Source organism: Quadrisphaera sp. GCM10027208 (assembly GCF_042658805.1).
Taxonomy (GTDB): Bacteria; Actinomycetota; Actinomycetes; order Actinomycetales; family SCSIO-59966; genus SCSIO-59966.
Genome location: NZ_JBHSRC010000001.1, coordinates 31,613 through 47,163 on the forward strand (window position 1 = coordinate 31,613; position 15,551 = coordinate 47,163).

Below are 15,551 nucleotides of genomic sequence, written 5' to 3' on the forward strand. Positions count from 1 at the left end.
TCAGTCGCTGAACCCCTCGAGCACCGCCGCAGAGGCGGACAGGCCGAGCCGGGAGGCGCCGGAGTCCAGCATGATCCGGGCGTCCTGGGCGGTGCGGATGCCGCCGCTGGCCTTGACGCCGAGCCGCTCCCCGACGGTCTCCCGCATGAGGGCGACGGCGTGCCCGCTGGCCCCGCCGGCGGGGTGAAAACCGGTGGAGGTCTTGACGAAGTCGGCGCCGGCGGCCTCGGCGGCCCGGCACGCGGCGACGATCTGCTCGTCGTCCAGCGCCGCCGACTCGATGATGACCTTGAGCACGGTGGGGGCGGGCGCGGCCCGTCGGACCGCGGCGATGTCGTCCTCGACGTCCTGCCAGCGGCCGGACCGGGCGGCGCCGAGGTCGATGACCATGTCGATCTCGTCGGCGCCGCGCTGCACCGACTCGGCCGCCTCGGTCGCCTTGACCGTCGAGGTGTGCTTGCCGGAGGGGAAGCCGCAGACGGTGGCGACGACGAGGTCGCCGGTGTCCGCCAGCGGCAGCATCGAGGGGGACACGCAGACGGCGAGGACGCCGAGCCGCTGGGCCTCCTCGACGAGGGCGGCGACGTCCTCGGCGGTGGCCTCCGGCTTGAGCAGGGTGTGGTCGACCATGCGGGCGACCTCGGCGCGGGTGGTCATGCCGCCAGTCTGTCACCCGCTGGCAGGATGGCCGTCCGTGACCGACCCGGACGCCGTCCAGCCCGGGCTCTTCGACGAGCCCGCCCACCGTCTGCCGCACCCGAGCACCCGGGTCGTGCTGCTGTGCGGGCCGAGCGGGTCGGGCAAGACGTCGCTGACCCGTCGTCTCGGGCTGCCCGTGCTGGCCCTGGACGACTTCTACCGGGACGTCGACGACGACCGGCCGCAGGCCCCGCTGCCGCGCCGGTTCGGCATCGTGGACTGGGACGACCCGCGCAGCTGGGACGCGGACGCGGCGATGGACTGTCTGCTCGACCTGTGCGCGGGGCGGCGGGCGCAGGTGCCGGTGTACGACATCTCGCTGTCACGGCGCACCGGGGTCACCCACCTGGAGGTGGACGGCAGCCCGCTGCTGCTCGCCGAGGGGATCTTCGCCGCCCAGCTCGTCGACCGGTGCCGCCAGGCCGGCATCCTCGCCGACGCCGTGTGCCTCGATCAGCGGCCGGCGCTGACGTTCTGGCGGCGGCTGGGCCGCGACCTCGCCGAGTCCCGCAAGCCGCCGTGGACGCTGCTGCGCCGCGGGCTGGCGCTCATGCGCGACGAGCCGCGGCTCGTCGCGCACTGGGCGTCACTGGGCTGCCGGCGGCTGTCCCCACCGGCGGCCGAGGCGCACATCCACGCGCTGCGGGCTCAGGCGAGCGCGGCGTAACCGGGCTTGACGACGTCCTCGATCAGCGCCAGCCGCTCGTCGAACGGCAGGAACGCGCTCTTCGCCGCGTTGATCGTCACCCAGCGCAGGTCCTCGAGGTCCCAGCCCGCCTCGTCGACGAGCAGCTGCATCTCCCGGGTCATCGACGTACCGGACATCAACCGGTTGTCGGTGTTGAGCGTGACCCGGAACCGCAGGTCCTTGAGCAGCGTGATGGGGTGCTGGGCGACGCTGGTGGCCGCGCCGGTCTGCACGTTCGACGTCGGGCACATCTCCAGCGGGATCCGCTTGTCCCGCACCCAGGCCGCCAGACGGCCGAGCCGGACGCCGGACCGGCCGGCCGAGACGTCGTCCGGAGCCGGCGGGACGTCGTCCGGTGCCTGGACGTCGTCCGCGGGCTGGATGTCGTCGACGATCCGGACGCCGTGACCGAGCCGGTCCGCCCCGCACACCTGGACGGCCTCCCAGATGCTCGGCAGCCCGAACGCCTCGCCGGCGTGGATCGTGAACGGGAAGTTCTGCTCGTGCAGGTACCGGAAGGCGTCGAGGTGCCGGGACGGCGGGAAGCCGGCCTCCGCGCCGGCGATGTCGAACCCGACGACGCCGACGTCCCGGTGGGCGACGGCGAGCTCGGCGATCTCCCGGCCGCGGGTGGCGTGCCGCATCGCGGTGAGCAGGGTGCCGACCCGGATCCGGTGGCCGGCGGCGGCCGCGTCCCGCTCACCGGAGCGCAGACCCTCCTGGACCGCGGCGACGACCTCCTCGAGGGTCATCCCGCGCTCGAGGTGCTGCTCGGGGGCGTACCGGACCTCGGCGTAGACCACCCCGTCGGTGGCCAGGTCGACCACCGCCTCGTGGGCCACCCGGCGCAGCGCGTCGGGCGTCTGCATCACCGCGACGGTGTGCGCGAACGTCTCGAGGTAGCGCTCCAGGGAGCCGGAGTCCGCGGCGTCGCGGAACCACCGGCCGAGGGCGTCGGGCTCGCTCGCCGGCAGGGTGTGGCCGACGTCGGCCGCGAGCTCGACGACCGTGGCGGGGCGTAGCCCGCCGTCGAGGTGGTCGTGCAGCAGCACCTTGGGGGCGCGGGCGAGGACGTCGGCCGCCGTCACTCCCCGTCGTCCTCGTCGTCGAGGTCCTCGACGCGGACCTCCTGGTGCTGTTCGAGCACGTCGGCCTCGTTGGCGTCGTCCGGCACCTCGACGTCGTCGTCGGCGGCCACCGGGCGCTCGGGGTCGACGGTGTCCGGCTCGACCTCCTCCTGCTGCTCGGCCACGTCGGCGGGGTTGGCGAAGTCCTCGCTCACTGCTCCTCCTGGGTATCGGGTCCGGTGTCAGGTCCGGTGTCGTCGTCGCGGTGCGCGGTCTGCGGGGAGAACGCCGGCAGGCAGACCGCGACGTAGCGGGCGCCGTCCGGGCCGACGGAGTACCGGACCCGCTCGCCGGCGCGGGTCAGCACGGCCTGGCCGGCGGGCACAACCGTCGTGCCGCCGTCGTGCTCGACCCTCACCTCGCCGTCCAGGACGACGGTGACCTCGTCGAAGTCGGGCCGCTGGGCGGGCTCGTCCCAGCCCGGCGGGGCGGCCATGACCGCGATGGACACCGCGTCGGTGCCGGTGACGACGCGGCCGACGAACTCGTCGATGACCTTGCCGCCCGGCACCGGGACGCGGTGGGGCGCGGTGATCAGCTGGGGCACGCCGCCCACTGTAGGCGGCGGGGGCGGGCCCGTCTCCCGGGCCCGCCCTCGCCGTGAGTCACTTGACGAACGCGTACAGCACGCTGTGCGCGACCTCGCCATCGCCCACGCCGACGCGCAGCACCCCCTGGGCGTGACCGCCGTCGGCCTGCCCTGGGTCGAAGGCGACGGTGACGGTCGCGGTGCTGCCGCCCACGCTCGGCGTGCCGACGAGGGAGAAGCCCTCGCCCTCCACCGTGATCTCCGGCGGCGCGCCGTCCCAGCCGGTGACCGTCACCGTGCGGGTGAGCGGCTTGCTGCTGCGCTGCGGCACGGCACCGAACGAGGTGCTCACCGGGCTGAGCGTCACCGGGGCGTCGACCGCGTTCGCCAGGTTCCCCAGACCGGCGCCGACGAGGTTGGCGTCGCTGACGGTGCTCGTGCCGGTGGCGGCATCGAGCAGCACGCCCTCGACCGCGGTGTTGACCACGGCGGAGCGCACCTGCTCGGCGGTGAACGACCGACCGCGCTCCGTCCACGCGTCGATCACCGCGGCGGCCATGCCGGCCAGGTGCGGTGTGGCCATCGACGTGCCCTGGTAGAAGGCCCACTCGTTGCCGAGGACCGAGGAGAGCACGTTGACCCCGGGCGCGACGACGTCCGGCTTGACCCGGTAGTCGACGTCGGTCGGTCCGCGGCTGGAGAACCCGGCCATGATGTTGTCGTTGCCGGTCTGGACGTACTCCAGGTCGGTGCCGAGGGTCACGCTGGCGTCGGCCTGCGACAGGGCCGCCTCGTCGGCGAGGCCGGCCATCACCGCCGGCAGCTCGTCGTCGAACCCGGCGCTGCGGCCCATCGCGGTCGGGTCGCCCGCGACGCTGTTGACGACCACCACGGCGTCGGCGCCGGCGGCCTTGGCGTTGGCGACCTTCTGCGAGAACGTGCACGCACCCCGCTTGACCACGGCGATGTCGGCGACCGTCGAGGACAGGCCGGTGAAATCGGACTCCGAGCAGCCAAGGCCCAGCGCACCGCCGGCGAGCACTGGCACCAGCGTCCCCGTCATCGGCTCCTCGGGCACCGGGAAGTCCCCGGCCGCGGTATTCACCGTGCTACCCGGCGCTTCGCCGACCCCGGTCAGCGGCAGCGCCACGAAGTGCCCGACGGACGACGCCCCGGCGGTCAGCGCCCGCTCGGCCGAGCCGGGGGACCCGACGGTGTACTCGCCGGGACCGTCGTTGCCGGCCGCGACCGCCACGACGATGCCGGCCCGGTCGAGGTTGTCGACCGCGACGGTCAGCAGGTCCTGGACGCCGGAGGCGCCGCCGCCCAGGGACATGTTGATGACCTCCATGCCGTCCTCGGCCGCCGCGTCGAGCGCGTCGAGGATGTCCTCGCTGCGGGCGCTGGCGACGTCCGCCGGGAACACGTTGTAGTTGCCCAGCAGGACCCCGGGTGCCACACCGGACGGCGCGTAGTCCACCTCGGCTCCGGCCACCGAGGCCGGGGTGTGGGCGTCGCAGCCGATCGTGCCGGCGACGTGGGTGCCGTGGCTGTCCTGGGTGGGGACCGGGGAGTACCGCTGCTGCTTGGCGCGCATGTGGAAGACCTTGGCCTCGACGATGCGCGACCCCTCTGCGGTCGCCGGGTCGTCGTCGCCGTCGAAGCACTCGTGCGTCGGGTCGATGCCGGAGTCGACGACCCCGACCTTGACCCCCTCACCGGCGAGCCCGTCGGCGACCCCGGCCGCGGCCCAGGCCTCGGGGGCGTCGATGAGGCCGAGGTCGGGGTCCTCGTGGGCCAGCGGCACGTAGGTGGCCTGGTAGTCGACGGAGGCGACGCCGGGCGCGGACCGCAGGGTCTCCAGCGACGTCCCGTTCAGCTGGACCGACAGCGCGTGGACGGCGACGTCGAACTCCCCGGTGACCGTGGCCTTGGGGGCGTTCTGGCGCAGCCACTTCTTGACCGCGTTGCGTTCGGCGGCCAGCCGCGCGCGCTCCGAGCGCACCGCGTCGCTGCTGAAGTCGATCTTCTTGCCGGGGGCGGGGCGCGTCCGGTCGGAAGTGGTCAGCGGCGCGGAGGCCAGCTGGATGACGGCACTGCCGGAGTCGACGCCGCCGCGCCCTGGGGCGTCGGTCGTCGCGTCGGCGCCCCGGCCGCCGCCGGGTGCAGCGGTGGCGCCGGTCAGGGCGCCGCCGGTGACGGCGAGAGCAAGCGCCGACGACGCCGCGATGACGGTGAGCCGGCGCGCAGGACGATGGGCCACTGTGGTCCTCCTCGTGGGTGGGAGGCACCGTTCGTCGCTCTCCACGACCCCCGACGACGGTGCCCTACGGCGTCGCTCACGGTAAGGCCCGCGCCGCCTGCTGGGAAGGTCTGTGCGGCGACGACGTCGCTCAGGCGATGCGGTCGATGACCAGCGGCTGCTCGAGCGGCCGGTCCCCCTCGGGCAGCACGTCGTAGGCGCCCTCGAGGGCGGCGACGGCCCGCTCGAACCGCTCGGGGGTGTCGGTGTGCAGGGTCAGCAACGGCTCACCCCCGCGGACGACGGCACCCGGCTTGGCGTGCAGCTCGACCCCGGCGCCGGCCTGCACGGCCTCGCCCTGGCGGGCCCGGCCGGCGCCGAGCCGCCACGCGGCGACGCCGACGGCGAGCGCGTCGAGCCGGCCGAGGACGCCGTCGGCGGGCGCGAGCACGTGGTGGGTCTCCCGGGCCCGGGGCAGCTCGGCGTCCGGGTCGCCGCCCTGGGCGCGGATCATCGCCCGCCAGGTGTCCATCGCCCGGCCGTCGCGGAGCGCCTCGGCCGGGTCGACGTCGTCCCGGCCGGCCGCGGCGAGCATCTCCGCGGCGAGCGCGACGGTGAGCTCGACGACGTCCGGCGGCCCGCCGCCGGCGAGCACCTCGACGGCCTCGCGGACCTCGAGGGCGTTGCCGGCGGTCAGGCCGAGCGGGGTGGCCATGTCGGTGAGCAGCGCGACCGTGCGCACCCCGGCGTCGGTGCCCAGGTCGACCATGGTGCGGGCCAGCTCACGGGCGTCCTCGACGTCCTTCATGAACGCACCCGACCCCACCTTGACGTCGAGCACGAGCGCCCCGGTGCCCTCGGCGATCTTCTTGCTCATGATGGAGCTGGCGATGAGCGGGATCGCCTCGACAGTGCCGGTGACGTCACGCAGCGCGTAGAGCTTCTTGTCGGCGGGGGCCAGTGCGGCACCGGCCGCGCAGACCACGGCGCCGACGTCCTCCAGCTGGGCGAGGATCTCCTCGGTGCTCAGCTCGGCCCGCCAGCCGGGCACGGACTCCAACTTGTCCAGGGTGCCGCCGGTGTGCCCGAGGCCGCGGCCGGACAGCTGCGGCACGGCCACCCCGAACGACGCGACGAGCGGCGCCAGCGGCAGGGTGATCTTGTCGCCGACGCCGCCGGTGGAGTGCTTGTCCGCCGTCGGGCGGGACAGTCCGGAGAAGTCCATCCGCTCCCCCGAGGCGATCATCGCCGCCGTCCAGCGGGAGATCTCCCGCCGCGACATCCCGTTGAGCAGGATCGCCATCGCCAGGGCGGCCATCTGCTCGTCGGCGACGACACCGCGGGTGTACGCGTCGACGACCCAGTCGATCTCGGCGTCCGAGAGCTCGCGGCGGTCCCGCTTGGCCCGGATCACGTCGACGGCGTCGAACGGCTCGCTCACGAGTGCTCCTCCAGGTCGTGGGCACCGAAGGCGTCGGGCAGCACCTCGGTCATCGGGCGGATCCCCCGGACGGTCTCCACGAGCAGGTCCGGGCCACCGGCCTCCCACAGCAGCTGCCGGCACCGGCCGCAGGGCATCAGCACCTGGCCGTCCTGGCCGCAGCAGGTGAAGGCGACGAGCCGCCCGCCGCCGGTGGCGTGCAGCTGGGAGACCAGCCCGCACTCGGCGCACAGGGTGACGCCGTAGGCCGCGTTCTCGACGTTGCAGCCGGCGACGACCCGGCCGTCGTCGACCAGCGCCGCCGCCCCGACCGGGAAGCCGGAGTACGGCGCGTAGGCGCGCTCCATGAGCTCTCGCGCGGTGCGGCGCAGGGCCGGCCAGTCGACGTCCTCGGGCTGCATCGTCAGCTCTTCACGTAGGGCTGGCCGTCGGCGGCGGGGGCGCGGACCCGGCCGACGAGGCCGGCGACGGCGAACAAGGTGGCCAGGTAGGGAGCCATCAGCATGAACTCGCTCGGGATCGGGGTGCCGATGATGCCGAGCACGCCCTGGAGGTTGTTCGCGAACCCGAACAGCAGCGCCGCGGCCAGGGCACCGGTCGGGCTCCACCGGCCGAAGATCATCGCCGCGAGGGCGATGTACCCCTGGCCGGCGGTCATCTCCCGGCCGAACGCACCCACCGACCCGAGGGTGAAGAACGCGCCGCCCAGACCGGCGACGAACCCACCGAGCAGCACATTCTGCACCCGGATCCGGTTGACCTTGATGCCCACCGTGTCGGCGGCGGTCGGGTGCTCGCCGACTGCCCGCACCCGCAGGCCCCAGCGGGTCCTGAACAGCGCCACGTGGACGGCGATCACCGCGACGTACATGAGGTAGACGATGATCGACTGCTCGAACAGCACCGGGCCGAGCACCGGGATGTCCGACAGCAGCGGGATCGCGATCGGCCGGAAGGTGCCGGGCTGGTTGAACGTGTCGGCCTGCGGGGACAGCAGCCGGCTGTAGAAGAAGCCGGTGAGGCCGATGACGAGCACGTTGAGGACGACGCCCACGATGATCTGGTCGACGACGTAGCGGATCGCGAACACCGCGAGGACGACGGACACGAGCAGGCCCGCGACCGGGGCCATGGCGAGACCGAGCCACAGGTTGCCGGTGACGCTGGCGACGACCGCGGACAGGAACGCACCGGCGAGCAGCTGACCCTCGATGGCGATGTTGATGACACCCGCCCGCTCGCACAGGACGCCGCCCAGGGCACCGAAGACCAGCGGCGTCGACAGCAGCAGCGAGCCGGCGAGCAGCCCGGTGAACGAGATCTGGTTGCCCTCGACCGCCCACACGAGGAACGCGAGCAGGAACAGCGCGGCGAACCCGATCGGCACCCACAACGGCACCTGGCGCCGCCGCAGCACGTAGCCGGTCGCCACGCCGGCCAGGGCCAGCATGACGAGCGACATGACGATCGCGGTGAGCTGGGTCGGCAGGGACGCCGGCGGGATCTGGAAGAAGTCCCCGCCGGTGGAGATGCCGAAGGTGCTGCGCGCGCCGGACTCGGAGCCCAGGCCGAACACGAGCAGGGCGAGCGCACCGAACACCCACAGCGTGACCGGGATCTTCCAGGTCGGCGGCTTGGTGTCCTCGACGGCGGGGGCGGGCGCCGGGGACGTCGGTGTCGTCGTCGTGGTGCTCATGCGCTCCACCCCTTCGAGATCTGCATGGAGCCCAGCCCGCCGCGGGTGCGCAGGCGGAAGATCGCGCGCACCAGCGGCGGTGCGGCGATGAACAGCACGATGAGGGACTGGACGACGAGGACGATGTCGATCGGGGTCCCGGTCCGGGCCTGCATCGTCACCCCGCCGGCACGCAGCGCGCCGAACAGGATGCCGGCGGCGACGATGCCGAACGGGTTGCCCCGGCCGAGCAGCGCGACGGTGATGGCGTCGAAGCCGATGCCGGCGGAGATGCCGCCGGTGAGGGACTTCTCCGTGCCGAGCACCTGGAAGGCGCCGGCGAGCCCGGCGAGGGATCCGGCGATGGCCATGGCGGCGAACGTCATCGTGCCGGTGCGGATGCCCGCCGTCCGGGCGGCGGACGGGCTGGCGCCGACCGCCCGCAACTTGAACCCGAGCGTGCTGCGCCCGAGCAGCCACCACACGGCGAGCGCGGCGAGCACGGCGAGCACGAAGCCGAGGTGCAGGCGCGACCAGCTGCCCAGCAGCAGCGGCAGCTCCGCGGTCTCCTCGACCGGCGGGCTGATCGGGTCGTTGCGTCCGGGCCGCTGGAACGCGGCGGTGCTCAGCAGCCAGGCCAGCAGGAACCGGGCGATGTTGTTGAGCATGATGGTCGTGATGACCTCGTGCGCCCCGGTCCTGGCCTTGAGGATGCCCGGGATGCCGCCCCACAACCCGCCGAGCAGGAGCGCGGCCAGCAGTGCGGCGACGAGGTGCAGGACCACCGGCAGGTCGACGGCGTAGCCGACGTAGGCGGCGCCGACCGCGCCCAGGATGATCTGGCCCTCGGCGCCGATGTTGAACAGGCCGGCGCGGAACGCCAGGCCGACGGCCAGACCGGCGGCGATGAGCGGGGCCGAGACGACGAGCGACTCGGTCAGCGGCCGGATCGCCCCGGTGACCGACCCGGCACCGGGGTCGAACACCGCGCCGCGGAACATCGCGGCGTAGGCCGAGCTCACCGACTGCCAGACGGCGCTGAGCATGTCCGTCGGGCGGGAGAAGAAGTACCCGGCGGACTCCTGGACGTCCGGGTCCGCGATCGCGATCAGCACGCCGCTGACGACGAGCGCGAGCACGATCGACAGCAGGGTGAGGACGGCGCCGTCGAGGACGCCGCGGCGGCGGTCTGCCTGCTCGACGGTCGGTGCCGGCTCAGCCGGGCCCGGCTCCTGCTCCTGGTCCTGCGGGGCGGCGTGGCTCACAGCGCACCTCCGGTGGTGGGGCGGGCGGCGGGCGCCGCGCCGGCCTGCTGACGGGCCTCCTCGAGCGGGACGCCGGCCATCATCAGGCCGAGGACGTCGCGGGAGGTGTCGGGTCCGACGATGCCGACGAACCGTCCCCGGTACATCACCGCGATCCGGTCGGCGAGGGCGAGCACCTCGTCGAGCTCGGTGGACACGATGAGCACCGGGGTGCCGCGGTCCCGTTCGGCGACGATCCGGTTGTGCAGGAACTCGATCGAGCCGACATCGACGCCGCGGGTGGGCTGGGAGGCGACGAAGAGCTTCAGCGGGCGGGACATCTCCCGGGCCACGACGAGCTTCTGCTGGTTGCCGCCGGACAGCGCGGAGGCCGGGTCGTCGACGCTCTGGGTGCGGACGTCGAACTCCTGGACGAGCTCGGTGGCCCGGGCCCGCACCGTGCTCGGGGAGTACACCAGGCCGGAGGCGAACGGCGGGCGGTCGTGGGTGTTGAGCACGAGGTTCTCGGCGACCGAGAAGCTGGGGATCAGCCCGTCGTGCGAGCGGTCCTCGGGGACGAAACCCACCCCCAGGTCGATGATCTCCTTGATCGGGCGGCCCACGAGCTCCTCGCCGTGCAGCCGGATCGAGCCGGAGACGTCGTCCTGCAGACCGAGGACGGCCTCGGCCAGCTCGGTCTGGCCGTTGCCCTGGACGCCCGCCACGGCGAGGATCTCGCCGTCCCGGACGTCGAACGAGACGTGGTCGACGACCTTGTTGCCGAGGTCGTTGCGGACGACGAGGTCGTCGACGGCGAGCGCGACGTCCCCGGGCCGGTGCTCCTCCTTGTGCACGGTGAGCTCGACGGTCCGTCCCACCATCATCGAGGCGAGCTCGGTCTCGGAGGTCTCCGGGCTCGCCGTGCCGACGACCTTGCCGCGGCGGATGACCGTGATCCGGTCGGCGACGGCGCGCACCTCGCGCAGCTTGTGGGTGATGAAGACGATCGACGTCCCGGACGCCTTGAGGTCGCGCATGATCCCCATGAGCTCGTCGGTCTCCTGGGGGGTGAGCACCGCGGTCGGCTCGTCGAGGATGACCACCTTGGCGTCCCGGGCCAGGGCCTTGATGATCTCGACCCGCTGCTGGACGCCGACCGGGAGGTCCTCGACCACGGCGTCCGGGTCGACGTCCAGGCCGAACCGCTCGGAGAGCCGGCGGACCTCCTCCCGGGCCGCGGCGTGGTCGAGCAGCCCGCCGCTGCGGGTGTGCTCGAAGCCGAGCATGACGTTCTCGGCGACGGTGAAGACGGGGATGAGCATGAAGTGCTGGTGCACCATGCCGATGCCGGCGGCGACGGCGTCGCCGGGCCCCTCGAAGTGGACGACCTCGCCGTCCACGAGGATCTCGCCCTCGTCAGGGTGCAGCAGCCCGTAGAGCACGTTCATCAGCGTGCTCTTGCCGGCGCCGTTCTCCCCGAGCAGGCAGTGGATCTCGCCGGGCTCGACGACCAGGTCGATCGAGTCGTTGGCGGTGAGCGCCCCGAAGCGCTTGGTGATACCCCGCAGCTCCAGCTTCACCGGGGTGACCTCCTGATCGTCGGGCACTCCGTCGTGCCCCCTGGGGACAGGCCGTCCGGGGAGAGCGTGGCCGCTCTCCCCGGACGGGTGGTGCGAGGGGACTGCGGACTACGGGGAGCTCGGCGACTCGACGGTGATCTCGCCGTCGATGATCTGCTGGCGCAGGTCCTCGAGCTCGGTCTTGAGCTCGTCGGGCACGTCGTCCTCGAAGTCGTGGAACGGGGCGATGGAGACGCCCTCGTTCTCCAGGGTGCCGACGTACGGCTCGCCGGTGAACTCGTCGTCGACCGCCTGACGGGTCGCCTCGAGCACGGCGTTGTCGATCTCCTTGACGACGGAGGTCAGGAACAGCGGCGCGTACTGCGACGCCGACTCGTAACCGTCCGTGTCCACCCAGATGATCTTGACGCCGTCGGCCTCCTGAGCGGCGGCAGCGGCACCCAGGCCCACCGGGCCGGCGACCGGCATGATGATGTCGGCGCCCTGCTGGATGAAGTTGTTCGTCAGGTTCTGGCCGTTCGCCTGGTTCTGGAAGTCACCGGTGAACGAACCGTCCTGCGCCTCCTTGTCCCAGCCGAGCAGCTCGACGTCGGTGCCCTTGACCTCGTTGTAGTGGGCGACTCCGTCGGCGAACCCGTCCATGAAGATGGACACGGTCGGGATGTTGATGCCGCCGAAGGTCGCCACCGTGCCGGTCTCGGTCATCCCGGCGGCCAGGTAGCCGGCGAGGAACGACGCCTGGGCGGTGTCGAAGATGAGCGGCTTGACGTTCTCGATCGGCTCCTCGTACTGGAAGTCGACGATCGCGAACCGCTCGTCCGGGTTGGCCTGGGCCGCCTCGGCCGTCGCGTCACCGAGGAGGAAGCCGACGGTGATGATGATCCCGCAGTCGTCGGAGACCATCTGCTGCACGTTCGGGGTGAAGTCGGTCTCGGTGTTGGACTCGACGTACTTGACGTCGATGCCGAGCTCCTCCTCCGCGGCCTGCAGGCCCGCCCACGCGCTGGCGTTGAACGACCGGTCGTCCACACCACCGGAGTCGGTGACCATGCAGCCCTGGAAGTCCGACGCCGCAGCGGTGGTCTCGGTGCCTCCGGTGGTCCCGCCGGCGTCGCCGTTGTCCTCTTCGGGGGCCTCGCCGCACGCCGCGAGGGCGAGGGCCAGGGCCCCGGCGAGCGCCGTGGCCCGCACGATCTTCTTCACGTTGCCTCCTGTGTAACCGACCGGGAGGTGTCCCGGCATCAGCGCTCGGGACTATAGGTCCTCCGACGGTCCGCTGACCGGGACCTCGGTCCCGAAGAGCAGGAACGTTATCGATCTGCGACCGGCAGGGCGCCCCCCACGGGGCCGGTGACGGCGTCCGGGACCCCCTCGGTCCCGCTCAGCGAGGCCGCCGACCGGACGGCGACCGCGGCCAGCAGCCGGGCCCCGACGGCCACCGCACGCTCGTCGGCGACGAAGTCCCCCCGGTGCAGGTCGTAGGTGGGCCCGCCAGGGGTGCGGGTGCCGAGCCGGGCCAGGGCGCCGGGCACCCGTTCGAGGAACCAGGCGAAGTCCTCGCCGCCGAGCGACTGCTCGGTGGGCACCAGGGACTCCTCGCCGAGCTCCTCACGCACGGCGGCCTCCAGCAGCGCGACGCTGGCCGCCTCGTTGACCACCGGCGGCACGCCCCGGGTGTGCTCGACCTCGGCACGCACGCCGTAGGGCTCGGTGACGTCGCGGACCACCTGGGGCAGCAGCTCGCCGGCCTCGTACCAGGCCTCCTGGCGCAGGCAGCGCAGCGTGCCCTCGAGGACGCCGTGCCGCGGGATGGCGTTGGCGGCGCCGCCGGCGGTGATCCGCCCCCAGACCAGGGCGACCCCGGAGCGCGGGTCGAGACGACGCGACAGCACGGCCGGGACCTCGGTGGCGACCTTCGCCAGCGCGAAGACGAGGTCGCCGGTCAGGTGCGGGCGGGAGGTGTGCCCGCCGTCCCCGCGCAGCCGGACCAGGACGTGGTCGGACGCCGAGGTGATCGGCCCGACGAGCACCCCGACCCGGCCGACGTCCGTGGCCGGGTCGCAGTGCACCGCGTACACCCGCTGGACGCCGTCCAGGCCGCCGGCCGCGATGACGTCCAGGGCGCCGCCGGGCGTGGACTCCTCGGCCGGCTGGAAGATCAGCCGGACCCGTCCGGGCAGCCGGCCGGCCCGGTGCAGGTCGGCGAGCAGCAGCCCGGCGCCGAGGACGGCGGTGGTGTGCACGTCGTGCCCGCAGGCGTGCGCGACGCCGTCCACCGTCGAGGCGAACGGCAGGTCGGTCTCCTCCTGCACGGGCAGGGCGTCGATGTCGGCGCGCAGCGCGACGGCCGGTGCAGCGGGGTCCCCGATGTCGCAGACCAGGCCGGTGCCGGGCAGCAGCAGCGGCTCGAGGCCGGCGGCCCGCAGCCGGTCCGCGATCACCGCGGTGGTGCGGGTCTCCGAGCGCCCGACCTCGGGGTGGGCGTGCACGTCGCGGCGGAACGCCACCAGCGCGTCGAGGTGCGGGGCGAGCAGGTCGGTGAGGGTGTCGTCGGTCTCCACGATGCCGGCCACGGTATCGCTGCCGGCTCGCGGCCGGTGGGTGGCCGGTGGGCGGCCGGTGGGCTGGACGTGGGCTAGAAGGCGTCCGGCGGCACGTAGGTGCCCCAGACCTCCCGCAGCGCGTGGCTCACCTCGCCGACGGTGGCCCGGGCCGCGAGCGCGTCCCGCATCGGGTACAGCACGTTGTCGGTGCCGCGGGCGGCCTCCTGCAGGCGGGCCAGGGCCTCCCGGACGGCGTCGCCGTCCCGCTCCTCGCGCAGCCGGGCCAGCCGCTCCCGCTGCTCGGCCTCGATCGCCGGGTCGACCCGCAGCGGCTCGTAGGGCTCCTCCTCCTCGACGGTGAACCGGTTGACCCCGACGACGACCCGCTCGCCGGAGTCGATCTGCTGGCTGATCCGGTACGCGGAGCGCTCGATCTCGGTCTTCTGGAAGCCCTGCTCGATCGCGGCGACGGCACCGCCGCGCTCCTCCACGGCGTCCATGAGGGCGACGATCGCGTCCTCGAGGTCGTCGGTCATCCGCTCGACGACGTACGAGCCGGCGAACGGGTCGACGGTCTTGGTGACGTCGGTCTCGTAGGCGATCACCTGCTGGGTGCGCAGGGCGAGGCGGGCCGCCTTCTCGGTCGGCAGGGCGATCGCCTCGTCGTAGGAGTTCGTGTGCAGGCTCTGGGTGCCGCCGAGGACGGCGCCGAGACCCTGCAGGGCCACCCGGACGAGGTTGACCTCCGGCTGCTGGGCGGTGAGCTGGACGCCGGCGGTCTGGGTGTGGAAGCGCAGCATCTGCGACTTCGGGTCGTCGGTGCCGAACTCCTCCTTCATCACCCGGGCCCAGATCCGCCGGGCGGCGCGGAACTTCGCCACCTCCTCGAGCAGCGACGTCCGGGCGACGAAGAAGAAGGACAGCCGCGGCGCGAACTGCTCGATCCGCAGGCCGGCGGCGAGCGCGGCGCGGACGTACTCGCGGGCGTTGGTCAGGGTGAAGGCGATCTCCTGCGCGGGCGTCGCCCCGGCCTCGGCCATGTGGTAGCCGGAGATGGAGATGGTGTTCCAGCGCGGCATCTCGGTGGCGCAGTAGGCGAAGGAGTCGCTGACCAGGCGCAGCGACTCCTTCGGCGGGAAGATGTAGGTGCCGCGGGCGATGTACTCCTTGAGCACGTCGTTCTGGATGGTGCCGGTGAGCCGGGCGGGGTCCACCCCCTGCTCGGCGGCGACGAGCTGGTAGAGCAGCAGGAGCACGCTCGCCGGGGCGTTGATGGTCATCGACGTCGAGACCTCGTCGAGCGGGATGCCGTCGAACAGCAGCCGCATGTCGTCCAGGGAGTCGATGGCCACACCGACCTTGCCGACCTCGCCGTGCGCGATCGGGTCGTCGGAGTCGTAGCCCATCTGGGTCGGCAGGTCGAAGGCGACGCTCAGCCCGCCGGTGCCCGCGCGCACCAGCTGGTGGTAGCGCTCGTTGGACTCCCGGGCGGTGCCGAACCCGGCGTACTGGCGCATCGTCCACGGCCGGCCGGTGTACATCGTCGGGTACACGCCGCGGGTGTAGGGGTAGGAGCCCGGCTCGCCGAGCTTGACCTGCGGGTCCCAGCCGTCGAGGTCCTGCGGCCGGTACACCGGCTGGAACGGCAGCCCCGACTCGGTGCTGGTGCGCGGGTCGGCCGCGGGAGCACGCCCCGGGGTGGGGTCGCCGGCGTTCGGCTCGGGGACCGTCTCGGCCGTCTGTGCCGCCTGAGTCACGTCTGCCATAGCGTCGCAGGCTAGTC

Annotated in this window: 14 protein-coding genes; 1 reads left to right on the top strand and 13 read right to left on the bottom strand. The window is 73.2% G+C overall.

Annotation, left to right across the window (positions count from 1 at the left end; all coding sequences use genetic code 11):
- The gene (gene deoC / locus ACFP6A_RS00160; protein ID WP_379600632.1) at positions 1-657 is read right to left on the bottom strand and encodes a deoxyribose-phosphate aldolase; all 657 of its coding nucleotides are present in this window, start codon (positions 655-657) and stop codon (positions 1-3) included.
- 37 nt (positions 658-694) lie between these two features.
- Between deoC and ACFP6A_RS00165 the strand changes: the two genes are divergently transcribed.
- Entirely contained in the window at positions 695-1,366 is a 672-nt protein-coding gene (locus ACFP6A_RS00165) for a uridine kinase (RefSeq protein ID WP_379600634.1), read from the top strand.
- Here the strand turns inward: ACFP6A_RS00165 and ACFP6A_RS00170 are convergent.
- The 12 genes from ACFP6A_RS00170 to ACFP6A_RS00225 all read right to left on the bottom strand — a co-directional run bounded on the left by ACFP6A_RS00170 (position 1,348) and on the right by ACFP6A_RS00225 (position 15,534).
- Complete coding sequence (locus ACFP6A_RS00170; RefSeq protein ID WP_379600635.1) at positions 1,348-2,475, bottom strand: adenosine deaminase; 1,128 nt, start codon at positions 2,473-2,475, stop codon at positions 1,348-1,350. The genes ACFP6A_RS00165 and ACFP6A_RS00170 overlap by 19 nt on opposite strands.
- Entirely contained in the window at positions 2,472-2,669 is a 198-nt protein-coding gene (locus tag ACFP6A_RS00175; RefSeq protein WP_379600636.1) for a hypothetical protein, read from the bottom strand. Before ACFP6A_RS00175 ends, ACFP6A_RS00170 begins: the two co-directional genes overlap by 4 nt.
- Positions 2,666-3,061, bottom strand: a complete 396-nt coding sequence (locus tag ACFP6A_RS00180; protein ID WP_379600637.1) for a cupin domain-containing protein — start codon at positions 3,059-3,061, stop codon at positions 2,666-2,668. Before ACFP6A_RS00180 ends, ACFP6A_RS00175 begins: the two co-directional genes overlap by 4 nt.
- A gap of 58 nt (positions 3,062-3,119) precedes the next feature.
- Complete coding sequence (locus tag ACFP6A_RS00185; protein ID WP_379600638.1) at positions 3,120-5,306, bottom strand: S8 family serine peptidase; 2,187 nt, start codon at positions 5,304-5,306, stop codon at positions 3,120-3,122.
- A 130-nt stretch (positions 5,307-5,436) separates the two neighbouring features.
- Complete coding sequence (locus ACFP6A_RS00190) at positions 5,437-6,726, bottom strand: thymidine phosphorylase (protein ID WP_379600639.1); 1,290 nt, start codon at positions 6,724-6,726, stop codon at positions 5,437-5,439.
- Positions 6,723-7,127 (bottom strand): cytidine deaminase, encoded by a 405-nt coding sequence (locus ACFP6A_RS00195; RefSeq protein WP_379600640.1) that lies wholly within the window; start codon positions 7,125-7,127, stop codon positions 6,723-6,725. Before ACFP6A_RS00195 ends, ACFP6A_RS00190 begins: the two co-directional genes overlap by 4 nt.
- Positions 7,128-7,129: 2 nt before the next feature.
- Entirely contained in the window at positions 7,130-8,422 is a 1,293-nt protein-coding gene (locus tag ACFP6A_RS00200; protein ID WP_379600642.1) for an ABC transporter permease, read from the bottom strand.
- Positions 8,419-9,666 carry an ABC transporter permease gene (locus tag ACFP6A_RS00205; protein WP_379600644.1) on the bottom strand — a complete coding sequence of 416 codons (1,248 nt, stop codon included), beginning with the start codon at positions 9,664-9,666 and terminating at the stop codon, positions 8,419-8,421. Before ACFP6A_RS00205 ends, ACFP6A_RS00200 begins: the two co-directional genes overlap by 4 nt.
- Positions 9,663-11,225: an ABC transporter ATP-binding protein gene (locus tag ACFP6A_RS00210; RefSeq protein ID WP_379600646.1), complete on the bottom strand. Its 1,563-nt coding sequence runs from the start codon at positions 11,223-11,225 to the stop codon at positions 9,663-9,665. The genes ACFP6A_RS00205 and ACFP6A_RS00210 overlap by 4 nt, the downstream gene beginning before the upstream one ends.
- Before the next feature lie 108 nt (positions 11,226-11,333).
- Positions 11,334-12,428 (bottom strand): BMP family protein, encoded by a 1,095-nt coding sequence (locus ACFP6A_RS00215; RefSeq protein WP_379600648.1) that lies wholly within the window; start codon positions 12,426-12,428, stop codon positions 11,334-11,336.
- 107 nt (positions 12,429-12,535) lie between these two features.
- Positions 12,536-13,786 carry an amidohydrolase gene (locus ACFP6A_RS00220; RefSeq protein ID WP_379600649.1) on the bottom strand — a complete coding sequence of 417 codons (1,251 nt, stop codon included), beginning with the start codon at positions 13,784-13,786 and terminating at the stop codon, positions 12,536-12,538.
- A 74-nt stretch (positions 13,787-13,860) separates the two neighbouring features.
- Entirely contained in the window at positions 13,861-15,534 is a 1,674-nt protein-coding gene (locus ACFP6A_RS00225) for a methylmalonyl-CoA mutase (RefSeq protein WP_379600650.1), read from the bottom strand.
- Positions 15,535-15,551: the final 17 nt, after the last annotated feature.

Excerpts from the sequence above, each read along its gene's own strand:
- ACFP6A_RS00195 (WP_379600640.1), bottom strand. The coding sequence starts at position 7,127 with ATGCAGCCCGAGGACGTCGACTGGCCGGCCCTGCGCCGCACCGCGCGA.
- deoC (WP_379600632.1), bottom strand. The coding sequence starts at position 657 with ATGACCACCCGCGCCGAGGTCGCCCGCATGGTCGACCACACCCTGCTC.
- ACFP6A_RS00225 (WP_379600650.1), bottom strand. The coding sequence starts at position 15,534 with ATGGCAGACGTGACTCAGGCGGCACAGACGGCCGAGACGGTCCCCGAG.
- ACFP6A_RS00200 (WP_379600642.1), bottom strand. The coding sequence starts at position 8,422 with ATGAGCACCACGACGACGACACCGACGTCCCCGGCGCCCGCCCCCGCC.